Source organism: Streptomyces canarius (assembly GCF_014650735.1).
GTDB lineage: Bacteria > Actinomycetota > Actinomycetes > Streptomycetales > Streptomycetaceae > Streptomyces > Streptomyces olivaceoviridis.
Genome location: NZ_BMVN01000107.1, coordinates 1 through 12,480, shown reverse-complemented (window position 1 = coordinate 12,480; position 12,480 = coordinate 1). Strand labels below are relative to the sequence as shown.

The following is a 12,480-nucleotide window of genomic DNA, read 5'->3' as shown; positions in this document are numbered from 1 at the left end:
ACCAGCGAGGCCGTCGTGGCCCTGTCACCGACCCCGACCGGCACCTGACACACGAAACGGCACGAGGCTGACGCGCGGGTGCCCCTATAGACCGTCAAGCGGTCTGTCGGAGCGGTTCGGGGGTTCGGATCATGCGGGGCAGGTGGCGGTAGACCTCGCGGGCGACGAACCGTTTCAGGCAGCGGACGACGTCCTTCTCGGTCATGCCTCCGGCGGTGTGCCTGGCGACGTATTCCTGGGTGCGCCGGGCGTACTTCACGCGGATCAGGACGATGGTGTGGAGGACGTTGCCGGCCGCGCGGTCGCCGTCGCGATTGAGGCGATGGCGGTTGGTGCGGCCGGAGGAGGCCGGGACCGGGGCAGCCCCGCAGAGGTGGGCGAAGGCGGCTTCGAAGCGGAGCCGGTCGGGGTTGTCGCCCGCTCTGGTCAGCAGCTGCCCGGCGGTTTCCGGGCCGAGGCCGGGCAGGGCGATGAGCGTGGGGGCGGCCTGGGTGACCAGCGGTCCGATCTGGCGGTGCGGGCCTGCACCAGTGTCTTGGTCAGACCCCGCGGCTCGCCGCCGATCACGGACTTCATCCCCGCGCCGATCCGGGCGCCAAGGCGCCGGGTGCGCACGGTCAGGCCGATCACCTCGCCGATCACCTGCTTCACGTCGTGGCCCGGGACGTCGTTGGTCGTGACGACCAGAACGCCGGCTTCCCACGTCAACGTGCTCATCGGCGTGGCCGCACCGCTCCTGGGCCGTCATCTGCTGCCGAGGTCGGCCCCCGGCGGGCGCGGGCACCTGGACCTGGTCGGAGTGGGCCTGCTGGGTGCCGGTGTCCTCGCGCTGATGCTGCCGCTCGTCGAGGCCGACTCCGGCGGGCTGCGCCGCATGTGGTGGCTGTTCCCCGTCGGCACAGTGCTCCTGTACGGCTTCGCCCGCTGGGAGGGCCGTGTCTCGGCTCGCGGCCGGGAACCCCTGGTGCAGCCGCAGTTGATGCGCGAGGTCCGCGGGTACGCGGCGGGAACTGCGCTGGCCACCGTCTACTTCGTCGGCTTCGGCGGCATCTGGCTGGTGTTCGCCCTCTGCTTCCAGGACGCGCCGGGCTACTCACCGCTGGAGTCCGGACCGCCCGTGACGCCCTTCGCGTTCGGTTCCGCGGCGACCGCCGTGGTCGCCGGCCGGCTCGTGGAGCGCCTGGGCAGGCTGCTGACGGTCCTGGGCGTGGTCGCGCATGGCGGGGGTCGCCGGCGGCGCGCTCCAAACGGGCCGGCGGCTGGGCGGCGCCATCGGTACGGCCGTCCTGCCCGGACTGTATTACCTGGCGAAGGACGAGCACGACGGTCCGTCCGCCGCGGTCGCCCTGTCGGTGGGCGCGGGCACCTTAGCGGTCGGCCGTGGCCGCCTCGTACTGGTCGACGACGTCCTGCCGGACCAGCCCCCGGGCGTTGACCTCGATGCCCTGACTCCTGGCCCACTCCCTGATCCGGGCGGCCCTTGAGGCTTCACGTCGTACCGGGGGCCGGCGCCCCCTGGGGGTACCGCCGCCGGCACGACGGGCCACTTCGACGAACGGAGCGAGCGCGTCCCGCAGTTTCTGATGGCCCTCGGGAGCCAGGTCTATTTCATAACTGACGCCGTCGATACTGAACAAGTGCGTCGAGATATCGTCGCCCATCGCACCTGTGAGATCGTCCGTATAGACGGTGATGGTGGTCCGCGCCATTGAGTGTCTCCTCCGGAGGACCGAGAGTTCGGTGCAGAATGCTTTGGTTACTCGGTTCTCCCGAGCATGTTAAGTCTCCTGCGCCGCTACACGGCCTGCCAAACGGGACGCGGTACATACACCCTGTCACAGGCTGAGCTGTTCACCTGTACGGAGACCGGCTCTCGCAGCGGGAGAGTTATCCGGAGTTCCTGCATGGCGCTGGACGGCGGGCCGCCCTCGGAGCGTTCCGTCTCGTAGCCCTTCACCCGCGCCGACAGGGTGCGGGGATCGCAAGCGCGACGGCTTCGCCCCGGTGCCCTGACAGGCCGAACGTAGTCCGACCAGAGGGACTTGCCGGCTCTGTTGGCGAGGCGTGCCTATCAGGTACGGATGGACTCGGACTGGGATGACGAGCGAGCGGCTCTGTGTTGCGCGCATGGCGCACAGCTCCCCGCCGCCGGCAGGGATGCGTCGGAACAGACAGGTGGCGGTTCACTCAACCGGGGCGCGCCACGGTGTCCCGCTCCGGCTCCACCGCTCCTCGACCCCTGCCCACTTCCAGACGAGTAGGGCGACGACCCAGGTGGCGAAGAAGAGTCCGACGATGACGAAGCCGACGGTGTTGAGGTTCACGCCGCCGATCCACTGCCAGAAGGCGCCGTGCAGATCGAGTTTGTCGGCAAGGAGGCCGAGCAGTTCCACGGTGCCGATGAGGAGGGCGACGGCGACGGACAGGCCGGTGATGGTGAGGTTGTAGTAGACCTTGCGGACCGGTTCGGAGAAAGCCCAGCCGTAGGCGAAGTTCATGAACGTGCCGTCGATGGTGTCGAGGAGGGACATGCCGGCCGCGAAGAGGACGGGCAGGCAGAGGATGGCGTACCAGGGCAGGCCGGAGGCGGCGCTGGAGCCGGCGAGGACCAGTAGAGCGATCTCCGTCGCCGTGTCGAAGCCGAGCCCGAAGAGCAGGCCCAGCGGGTACATCTGCCAAGGGCGGGTGACGGACTTCGTCAAGGTGCCGAGTATGCGGTTGAGGAATCCGCGTTTGTTGAGGTGCTCCTCCAGTTCCGTCTCGTCGTAGTGCCCGGAGCGCATGCTCCGGAAAACCTTCCAGATGCCTGCCAGGGCGAGAAGGTTGATGAGGGCGATGACGTACAGGAACGCACCGGAGACCAGGGTGCCGACCCAGCTCGCCAGTGTGTGCAGGGTGGAGTTGTCGTCCTGAAGCGGGCCGGCGAGGCCTTTGATCCCGAACGCCAGGAGGAGGGAGAGGGCGAACACGATGCTGGAGTGGCCCAGAGAGAACCAGAAACCGACCGACAGGGGCCGTTTCTCGGAGTTCATCAGCTTCCGGGTCGTGTTGTCGATGGCCGCGATGTGGTCGGCGTCGAAGGCGTGCCGCATCCCGAGGACATAGGCGGTGACGCCTATGCCCACGCCGAAGCTCTTCTGCCCCACGGTGAAGTGGTGGGGGGCCACGACGGTGATGAGGATGCCCCAGCCGATGATGTGCAAGGCGGCGATGGCGGCGAAGACGCCCCCCAGGCGCGACCACTCGGCCTTCGTCAGCGAGCGGCGGACCGTGGACAGTCGGCTGGGGGAGGAGGGTGGCCTCAGAGTGGGTGCGGACATGGTGGTTCCTCTTCCGTGGGTGCGGGCGTGGCTGGGCGCCTGGATGCGCTCATGAAAGAAGCCGTGCGGACCTGCGTCAGGTCCGCACGGCTCAGTGCGTCAGACCGTTCAGGCCGCCGACGGCACGTACGGGAAGGTCTGCGACGGCTTCGCGGTGATCGACTCCTTGCCGATGCCCAGGGTCACCGGGGTGTTGCTGGCGAAGGAGAACATCACGTCAGGCGCGTTGTCCGTCAGGGTGCGGCCGTTCCACTGCGCGAACCCGTACGAGGCGGGCGTGCCGACCTCGTACGGCAGGACGTTGGGGAGGATGCGGTCCACGACCGTCTTGGCGTAGGCCTCGGGGTCCTCGGCCGTGCCGTAGGCACGGACCACGCCGGCGACCGACTCGGTGAGGGCCTTGCCGTACAGCGCGACGTCCTCGCTCGGAACGTTCTCGTTGAGCCGGTCGCCGAGGGTCTCGTTGTACTGGGTGAAGAGCGGGTGGATCATCGGCAGGCCCGCCCGGTTGATCGGACGCCAGCCGCCGGCGTCCGTGGCCAGGAAGGCGACGGCCCATACATCGATCTTGCGGTCCTCACCGGCGACGGGCAGCAGTTCCTCGTCGGCGACCTCCAGGACGATCGAGTACACGGTGTGTCCCGCGAACAGGTTGGCCGCCCGCTCGGGGTCCCAGGAGGACAGGTCGACCTTGGTCCCGTCCTGGAAGGCGTGACCGACGGCGTGCAGGACATCCGGCTCGATCCAGAACGGGTCGCCCGCCTTGCCGACCCAGGCGCGGCTGCCACCGGGCAGCTCCAGGGTCTCGCCGGTGCGGCCCCGGCCGATCACCGTCCCCTCGGCGAAGTCGTTCCGGGCATCGGGCCCGGCCAGCCGGCGCACCTCGTAGGTCTGGACGCCGTTCGTGTCGGCCTCGGCGAAGGTGAAGCGGTAGGTGACGTCCTCGATCGCGTCGCCATTGGAATCGATCTTGAACTCGTACTTGCCCTCCGGGTGCAGGCCGCGGGGGATGTCCTCGCCGGCCAGCGAGTGGCTGTGGTCCGTGACGAACACGGTGCCCTGCTCTCCTCGGAAGACGTACAGGTCCGTGATGTCCAGGCGCGGGTCCTGGCGGGCGATGGGGGAGTCGAGGTGGTGGGACATGGTGCTCTCGCTTTCTTGTCGAAGCTGTGTTCCACAGTCTGCTGAGATGGCGGACCACGATCTGTCGAGACGGCTCCAGAGTCGGTTGAGCGTCACCCACACAGGCCGTGTGGGGTTTGCCCGACATGCCCTCCGCAGACCGTTCCGCGCAGATCAGGAGGGCAATTCGACCTCTTGGTCCACTTCCCGCAGGTACAGGCGAGCCAGCTGAACCCGGGATCGAACGCTCAGCTTCTCGAAGGCGTGACGTACGTGGGTGTTCACTGTGTGTGGCGACAGGAAAAGTCGTTCTGCGGCCTGTCGATTGGTCGCGCCGTGGGCGATCAGGCGCACGACACCCAGTTCCGACGGAGTCAGTCCGCGCCATCCGGCGTCCGGTGCGCCGCCGGCAACGATGGGTTTGATGCCCAGCTTGCGCAACCGGCTGCGCGCGCGCCGGCTGTCGCGCTCGGCGCCGCATGCTTCGTACCCCTCCAGTGCCCGTTCGAAGCAGGCTCGTGCTTCGGAGGGGTCGGCCGTCAGCGCGCCGGCGTCCTCCCACGCCTGCGACCTGAGCAGCGGCCGCCCGTTCCCGTAACCCTCGGCCGCCTCCACGATCCTGCACCGGTCGCCGTCCAGGAGTCCTCGCGCATGCCGGGCCGTCACCTCGAAGAGCGGGAAGCGCGCGTTGCGTTGCGCCCGGTTCTCAGCGAACTCCACAATGGACGCGGCGACTTCACGCAACCCGGAAGCCAGTGCGACACGAACGAGCAGGACCGCGTCCCCGGCATCGATACCGGCCACGTGAACGTACCCGCGTATCACGTGTGCTTTGGCCATCCGTAGTCGACGCTCGGTCAGTGCGCTGTCACGACCAGCCGTTGTGATCACGGTGATCCATGCCCCGATCCGGCGCTGCTGCGGTTCGGGGCTCGACAGCAACTCTTCGGCCCGTGCCGCGCAGGCTTCGAGTCCCGCGTCATCACCGAGGTGGAAGGCCACCCGGGCCCTGGTGCACAGCGCCGCCGACTCCCCGGTGAAGGAAAGCCCGGTGGCCGCGGCGGCCTCCTCGGCGGCTGCCAGATCCCGCGCCGCGGCCGCCAACTGCCCGGTATCCAGCAGAAGGCGGGCCCGAGTGGTCCGCCACAGGGGTATGAACGCGCGTCGCCCGTGCTGTTCTACCTCCTCGACCGCCGCCTCCACCAGCTCCAGGGCGCCCCGGTCATCTCCGGTCACACTCAGCACGGAGGCGCGCCAGCTGGTGGTGAGGGCCACCTCGGGAAGCGCGGCGGCCCGGCCGGGATCGAGGTGCGCGAGGCCCGCTGTGGCCGCGCCGCTGTGCCTGATCGCGTCCGCCCAGTGGTGCCGGTGAACGGCGTTGATCGACTCCAGGGTTCGATGCGTCAGTTCACTGACGGGGTGCACACCGCGCGTTCGCATGAGGGTCTCTGCCACGGTACCGCCGGCCTCCTCGGCGTCGCCCCTGAGCAGACGGTTGAGCATGGTCATCGACAGCAACTGGTCCTTGAGCGGGACCGGCACGTCACGCCGACGATGGATGTGACGGATGTGGGCGTCGAGCCGGGGAACGTCGAACTGACTGCCCATACGGGTCAGTTCCAGGCAGGTTCGTGCGTGGGCGACGGGATCGAGCGGCGCCTGGACGAGGCCGCGGGCCACATCACGAGCCTCGGCGATCTCGCCCGCCTGCCAGAGCAGGGGAATGAGCTCCGCCGTAAGGCGTTGACGCTCGGGGCACAGCTCCGTGGTGCTCTCCAGAGCACGCCGGAGATACCGGGCCGCGGTGCCCGGTGCCAAGAAAGCCAGCTCCTGCGCGGCCTGCCTGAGGATACGCCCTGCCCAGACGTCCCCTGGTTCGGCGACGTCGACCAGCTCGCCGGCCAGCGACACGATGGGCACGCCCGCACGCGCCCGGACTTCGACGGAGCGTCTGCGGACGGAGAGGCGCAGGGGACGGGGCAGCGTTGCCGCGACCGCATCGCGCAGTGGCGCGTGCGGGAAGGACAGACGGTCGTCACCCGCCCGCAACAGCTGTGCCGCCAGGACCTCACGCAGCGGCGCGAGCAGCGTGGGCTCGGATCGGTCCAGCAGCTGGGACAAGTGCTGAACGGTGAACGTGTCACCCAGCACCGAGGCGATCAGCACCAGTTCCCGCGCGTCCTCAGAGAGCTGGTCGAGACGGCGGTTGACCAGCCAGGTGGTTACCTCCCGCATGTCTGCCGTCTCCGTGGCCGGGCACTGTGCAACGGGAGAGACGTCCTGGAGGTGCGCGCACAACTGCCGTACCGTTCCCGGGAGCCCGTCGAGGTAGCAGAGGAAGGGCGCCGCCAGGACAGCCTGGGGGCCCAGAAGGTCCTGTGTCATCTGCCGGATCGCGTCCGCTGCGAGCGGACCCAGTTGGAGTTGGGTCGCGTTCCTGGTGAACAGGTCCCGGCGCAGTGCCCGCACGGCCGGCGCGTCCACGTTTGTCCGGGAGGCGAGTACCCACAGCAGCGGCAGGCCTGCGAGTTGTACCGTGAGGGTGCGTACGGCCAACAGTGTCAGGTCGTCGCAGTCGTGCACGTCGTCGACGAGCACGACGACCGGCCGGTCGCGGGTGAGTTCACGCAGCCGGCCGGCGACCTTGCGCAGCAGCCAGTAAGAGGTGTCCTCAAGGCCCGCGACACCGGCGCTCGCCCCGTGGGCGAGGTCGTCGGGCTCGACAGCGAGAGCGTCCAGCAGCGGCGCCAAGGGAGTCATCCCGCCGCCCGCCGTCCCGGCGCCCGTGAGCACGCGCGCTCCGGCAAGGGCCGCTTCGTTGCCCGCAGCGGCCAGGGTGCGGGACTTGCCCGCTCCGGCCGGCCCCTCGAGCCACAGCACTCCGCCGCCGTTGCGGTGGACGTGCCTGCGTACCCACTGAGTGAGCCGCTCCTGTTCCGCTCTGCGCCCGCGCACGGGGAACGAGGTCGCCTCGGCGACGGCGCCGGGCATCGTTCTCAGGGTGTCAATCGCCTGGCTCAAGGCATCCTCCAGGGGTCCGTGTTCACTGCGACCGACGGGGGCGCGAGACCCGTGAGGCGTCAGCGCCGGGAGCCGGCATCCGCTGGGAGGGCGGGCACATGACATCCCGCAGCCAGCCGATCGAGTGCAAGGCCGCCGTCCCCCCCGTACCGGTGGTGTGGCCTTCCCCGCGTCATCAGACATGGTGGTCAATCCCACGTCCGCTCGGCTGTCGAGAGCGCCTGAGAAGTGGTCCGAGCGCTCCCCAGGGCGGATGTCGGGACAACCCCACATGACGGCTCCGTGCGGGTTCACCGCCTCCCTCTCCGGGTGCGATGGGCTGTGTGTGGCGCGGGCGTGCCGCAGGTCCCTCTACTCGGCTGTGGGGCCTGCCCCAGCGTGGGCGCCGGGATGTCCCGTGGGAGGTGTCGAGGTCGCACTACAGCCGGGGCGGTGGCTCGGTCGCGACATTGGGAACCCGTCACGCCGGTCTCGGCAGCGAGGCCGGCGGGCCTCTTCGCGCGGGCCGCGTATCGACCGCCAGGGGAGGGGGACCGTGACGTGACTGTTGACGATGGATGGTGGCCGGTGGAACCGGCGACTCGACGAGGACCCCGCCGGACGCGCTGCTCGCGGACGGTGCGGAGAAACGGGAAGTGAACAGATGGCACAGCTGCATACCGCGCGGTTCGAGGACCAGTCTGTTCCGAACCGGGCGATGGTGAGCGCGGTCCGCGGGTTTCGAGTGCGTCGTCGCGCTGCCAGGCTTGCCGGAGCCCTGATCTCCGTGAGCGTCGGTACCACCCTGCTGGTGACCCCGGGCCTGACCCGCACCACGGTGGGGATCGTCTTCGGGCTCCAGTTCGCCGTGCAGGGTGTGCTCCAGCTGTTCGCCGCGCAAGAGGCGAGGGTGCCGCGTCCCGTGCGCTGGCTCCTGACCGCCGGCGGGCTCCTCGTGCTGTTCCTGGCGGTCTCCTTCTTCCGCGGTCATGCCGACTCCGTGTTCCTGCTGGGCCTGTGGACAGGTTTCGGTCTGCTCCTTCGCGGCTTCACCATGGCGGTGTCGATGATGCCGTCCTCGGTCAGTCACGTGGTCGCCTACGACGACCTGCTGAACGCGCTGATCGTCTCGGCCGGCCTCTTCATGACCGCTTTTCCCTTCCCATCCCTCGGTCAATTGGTCTATCTTGCCGGACTCGCCCTGATTCTTACCGGCCTGGTGGAGGCCGTCGGCGCCTTCCGCCGCCCCAGCAGGGCGCTGCGCACGCTGCACTGAATAAGCGGCTCGCTGCAATGCCCGCATTGCGCATAGGTCATTCGTTTCGTTGCACAAGATGATTCCCGGCGCGATGCGCCGGGTGATCCGGTCGGCCCGCAGGAGGTTGAAATGATGAAGTGCCACATCAGGGTTGAGGTGACGCACTGGATCGCCCGGCGGCTTCCCCTGCCGATTATGTGCGAGTTCTCGTTCGACCCCGGTGATCCCCTGGCCGTCACTCTGATCTTCGACTCGGAGGGGGAGTATCCGGTGCGCTGGGTGTTCGCCCGTGACTTGCTGACAGAAGGTCTCACTGCCAGGTCCGGTCGGGGTGACGTGGAGTTGTGGCCTGTTCACTCTGATGGCCGGCGTTTCCTGTGGATTCAGGTCGGGAACGCGTGCGCCGGCCGTACGGCGCTCTTCGAGATGCCGGCTCAGCCGGTTGCCCAGTGGCTTGCTGGTTGCTACGACCTGGTGCCGCGCGGCGCGGAGACGGCGGGCGTGGACTGGAGCGAGCTGACGCAGCTCATCCAATGAGTGGTCCAGGTTTCACCAATCGACAACCGCCAGTAAGTCATTACCGCAGGCGTGGGTGTCGGCTGTCAGTGAGTTGACTTCGCGGGGGCAGGCAGTCGGTTCACTTTCGTGTGGTGGTAACACGGCCCGCGTGTGACCGGCCAGCCCGGCCAATGGGACGAGGCGTAGTATCTGTGGGAGCGCCTGAGACACGCCCCCTCAGTAACCGCATGACACACATCGACATAGAGCCTTCGTCCTAGAGCCGAACCAAGGAGGGTCTGCGGCATGCCTGACGCCGAACTGACCACCACTGAGCTGCTGACGCATTACAGTTCCCAGCTCTCAAGAGACCTCGACGAGAATGTGCAGGAGCAGGACAGGGTCCGAAGTGAGATCGAGGCACTTCAGGCTCGTCTGCTGACCCTGCAACGTGACCACACGGTGCTCGCGACCATGCAGCAGGCCCTGGAGAGTGGCATTCCCGTGCAACAGGTCCGCATGTCGCCTCCCTCCCAGGGCTATGACCTGCCTGCTGTCTCCGCACCGGGCGCCACGCGGAGGAAGCACCAGACACCGACCCTGGTGGCCCTGATCCGCAGCTACCTTGCCGAACAGTCGGAACCGTGTTCCGCGGCGGAGGTCGCGGCCGCGCTGAGCGAGGCCCATCCGGACCGCGTCATCAAGACGACCGTGGTGCGCACCACGCTGGAGGGGCTCGTCGCCCGGAGTAGCGCGCAGCGGCTCAAGCAGGGACACTCGGTGTTCTACATGAGCCTGGAGAAGGCCCCGGGGGGTGGCTTGGCGGACACCGACACCGGCGAGGGCGGCTCCACCGGCCGCTCTGCGGTCGGCGGCTGAGGGCGCCTGCTCCGCGGGCCGCGGGGACCACGCTCCCCAGTGGGGAGAGCGTGGTTCCCGCTCCGGCGGTGGGAAGGAGCGAGAAATTGTCATGAACAGGTCGTCCTTGTGGGTCGGTCGGTGTCAGTCATCTGACGGATGCTTCACGGCTGTCGGGTAAAAGAGGATAAAGCCAGTGAAACCCCGCGTGCCGCCTGCGAGTTCGGGCCGTGCGGGAAAGGAAGGAGGAAGAAGATGCGAACCCGACTGCTGCCTCTGCTGAGTGACTGGGAGTGGCAGGAACGAGCGGCCTGCCGTGGGATGAGCAGTGCCGTCTTCTTCTCCCCCGTGGGGGAGAGGGGCCACGAACGCCGGAAGCGCGAGGAGCGGGCCCGCCGGATATGCGGCCGGTGCGAGGTCATCGAGGCGTGCGCCGCCATGGCCCTCGACTGCAGGGAGCGGTACGGAGTGTGGGGAGGCATGTCGGCAGGTGAACGCCAGGGGATTCTCGGCACAGGCCGGCAGGGTGCCGACCACGTCACCAGCTGAATATGCCCCTCCTGTGAGAAATCCGTAAGCATTACCCAGGATCACTCGCAGGAAACCCACATCCCGCGCCCGAATGCCTCAGTGGGCCGGGTGAAGGTGTACCCACTGCGTACACCCACCCGGAATTGGTTTGAAGACACAACGAGATCGCCTAGGGTCGTGCGCGGAAGCAAGTCCGTCGCACCCCGGCTCCCTGCCCCCCTTCCGGGAGCGGTGAGGACGCTGTCCTCCCGAGTGGCCGTGCGCCCTCCGCTTCCGTTCCCCTCTGGCGACTCGTGGTGATTCAATGCTCAACAACGTACCGAACGTCGTGCACACCAGTGCGGAGCCGATGCCGGCCACGGCCGGTCACGTCCCGTTGCTCACGGCGGTGGAAGGTCCCGTGCTGCTGCCCGACGACATCGGCTACGGGGAGGAGTGCCGCACGTTCAACCTCTCCCGGGCGCTGACTCCAGCCGTCGTCGTCGGTGCCACCCACACCGACGACGTGGCCGCGGCCGTACGCCACGCGGGCCGTCTCGGCATGCCGGTCGCGGTGCGCAACCAGGGCCACCAGGTGGTGCTGCCCACCGCCGAGGACGCTCTGTTGATCACCACCAACCGCCTTCAGGAGATATCCGTCGACCCCGGACGGCGCACCGTGAGGGTGGGCGCCGGGGTCACCTGGGCCCAGGTGCTCACCGAGACGGACAAGACCGGACTGGCACCCATCGTCGGGTCCGCGCCGCACGTCGGCGTCATCGGTTACACGCTGGGCGGCGGACTGAGCCCGCTTCTGGGCCGCAAACTGGGCTACGCCGCGGACCACGTCCGCTGGATGGAGGTGGTCACCGCCGACGGAGCCGTCCGCGAGGTGACTCCCGAGCGACTCCCGGACCTGTTCTGGGCACTCCTGGGCGGCAAAGGCAACTTCGGCGTCGTCACTCGCATGGAGTTCGACGTCTTCCCGTTCCCCCGCTTCTACGGCGGCGGCCTGTGGTTCCGCGGCGAGGAGATGCTCCCCGTGCTGGAGGCATGGCGGGCGTTGGTCCCGGAACTCGGCGAGGACACCATGACCTCCTTCTCCGTCCAGCGGCTGCCGGACGTCGCCGCGCTGCCGCAGCCGCTGCGTGGAGCCTTCGTCCTGCACGTCCGGCTGGGGCATCTGGGCGACAGCACGACGGGCGCGCGGATCGCCGCGCCGCTGCGTGCCGCCGCCACACCGGTCTTCGACACACTCACGGAGCGTCCCTTCGGTGAGATAGGCGAGATCCACCGGGACCCCGTTCACGCCATGCCGCTCGTGGAGACGGGCTTCGCCCTGCGCGAGTTCTCCGCCGGCACTCTCGGCCGTCTCATGGAACTCACCGGTCCCGGCTCAGGCTGCTCGATGAAGAACGTGGAGGTGCGTGCGCTGGGCGGTGCGCTGGACCGGGAGCCCGCCCGGCCCAACTCCGTGTCCTCCCGTGGCGTGCCGTACATGACGTTCGCGGTGGGCAGTGGTTCGCCCGCACAACTGCGGACCATGGCGGAGTTCGCCCGTGCGTACGCCGGTGGCCTCACCCCGTGGCGGGCTCCGCACCATGTGATCAACTTCCTGTCGCCGGACGAGGCCCTGAGCGAGGCCGAGGTCCGCGATGTCTACGGCGCCGAGCGCTATGCCCGGCTGGCCGCCCTCAAGCGCGTCTACGACCCGGCCAACATGTTCCGGTTCAACCACAACATCAAGCCGGCGGCGTAGCCGACCCCTGCCCCGGCCTGGTGCCGGCCAGGGCGCACCCAGTGAAACGAACGGGCCTCGCGGTGCGGGGCCGCGAAAGGAATCCAGTGGCTGAGCTGTTCTACGACGCCGACGCCGACCTGTCCATCATCCAGGGCCGCAAGGTCGCGGTCATC

At 68.6% G+C, this 12,480-nt stretch carries 9 protein-coding genes and 4 pseudogenes; 6 read left to right on the top strand and 7 right to left on the bottom strand.

The window, feature by feature from the left end; translation table 11 throughout:
* Positions 1–94 precede the first annotated feature (94 nt).
* Together IE294_RS45200 and IE294_RS45195 are read right to left on the bottom strand one after the other, a co-directional pair.
* Positions 95–508: pseudogene (locus IE294_RS45200) on the bottom strand (transposase); the annotation flags it as partial.
* Positions 499–717: pseudogene (locus IE294_RS45195) on the bottom strand (heavy metal-binding domain-containing protein); the annotation flags it as partial. The pseudogenes IE294_RS45200 and IE294_RS45195, both read right to left, overlap by 10 nt.
* Between IE294_RS45195 and IE294_RS45190 the strand changes: the two are divergent.
* Positions 701–1,484 (top strand): annotated as a pseudogene (locus IE294_RS45190) (MFS transporter); the annotation flags it as partial. The pseudogenes IE294_RS45195 and IE294_RS45190 sit on opposite strands and share 17 nt — an antisense overlap.
* On the opposite strand, the gene IE294_RS45185 reads toward IE294_RS45190, so the two are convergent.
* From IE294_RS45185 to IE294_RS45170, 5 genes and pseudogenes are all read right to left on the bottom strand, one after another.
* Positions 1,368–1,709: a histone-like nucleoid-structuring protein Lsr2 gene (locus tag IE294_RS45185; protein WP_189895155.1), complete on the bottom strand. Its 342-nt coding sequence runs from the start codon at positions 1,707–1,709 to the stop codon at positions 1,368–1,370. The pseudogene IE294_RS45190 and the gene IE294_RS45185 overlap by 117 nt on opposite strands.
* A 167-nt stretch (positions 1,710–1,876) precedes the next feature.
* A pseudogene (locus IE294_RS48750) lies at positions 1,877–1,987 on the bottom strand (DUF6009 family protein); the annotation flags it as partial.
* A 196-nt stretch (positions 1,988–2,183) separates the two neighbouring features.
* Positions 2,184–3,320, bottom strand: coding sequence for a Nickel transporter NicT (nicT, locus tag IE294_RS45180; protein ID WP_189895154.1), 1,137 nt, complete (start codon positions 3,318–3,320; stop codon positions 2,184–2,186).
* A gap of 108 nt (positions 3,321–3,428) precedes the next feature.
* Complete coding sequence (locus IE294_RS45175) at positions 3,429–4,463, bottom strand: DUF4331 family protein (protein ID WP_189895153.1); 1,035 nt, start codon at positions 4,461–4,463, stop codon at positions 3,429–3,431.
* Between the two features lie 153 nt (positions 4,464–4,616).
* Positions 4,617–7,433: a helix-turn-helix transcriptional regulator gene (locus IE294_RS45170; protein WP_229918140.1), complete on the bottom strand. Its 2,817-nt coding sequence runs from the start codon at positions 7,431–7,433 to the stop codon at positions 4,617–4,619.
* 796 nt (positions 7,434–8,229) lie between these two features.
* Between IE294_RS45170 and IE294_RS45165 the strand changes: the two genes are divergently transcribed.
* The 5 genes from IE294_RS45165 to IE294_RS45145 all read left to right on the top strand — a co-directional run bounded on the left by IE294_RS45165 (position 8,230) and on the right by IE294_RS45145 (position 12,325).
* Positions 8,230–8,718 (top strand): DUF308 domain-containing protein, encoded by a 489-nt coding sequence (locus IE294_RS45165; RefSeq protein ID WP_229918138.1) that lies wholly within the window; start codon positions 8,230–8,232, stop codon positions 8,716–8,718.
* 111 nt (positions 8,719–8,829) lie between these two features.
* Positions 8,830–9,237: an SsgA family sporulation/cell division regulator gene (locus tag IE294_RS45160; protein ID WP_189895151.1), complete on the top strand. Its 408-nt coding sequence runs from the start codon at positions 8,830–8,832 to the stop codon at positions 9,235–9,237.
* 267 nt (positions 9,238–9,504) lie between these two features.
* The gene (locus IE294_RS45155) at positions 9,505–10,077 is read left to right on the top strand and encodes a hypothetical protein (RefSeq protein ID WP_229918137.1); all 573 of its coding nucleotides are present in this window, start codon (positions 9,505–9,507) and stop codon (positions 10,075–10,077) included.
* Between the two features lie 234 nt (positions 10,078–10,311).
* Positions 10,312–10,605: a WhiB family transcriptional regulator gene (locus tag IE294_RS45150; protein WP_189895150.1), complete on the top strand. Its 294-nt coding sequence runs from the start codon at positions 10,312–10,314 to the stop codon at positions 10,603–10,605.
* Between the two features lie 286 nt (positions 10,606–10,891).
* A complete protein-coding gene (locus IE294_RS45145; protein WP_229918135.1) occupies positions 10,892–12,325 on the top strand; it encodes an FAD-binding oxidoreductase in 1,434 nt (477 codons plus the stop codon).
* Positions 12,326–12,480 lie beyond the last annotated feature (155 nt).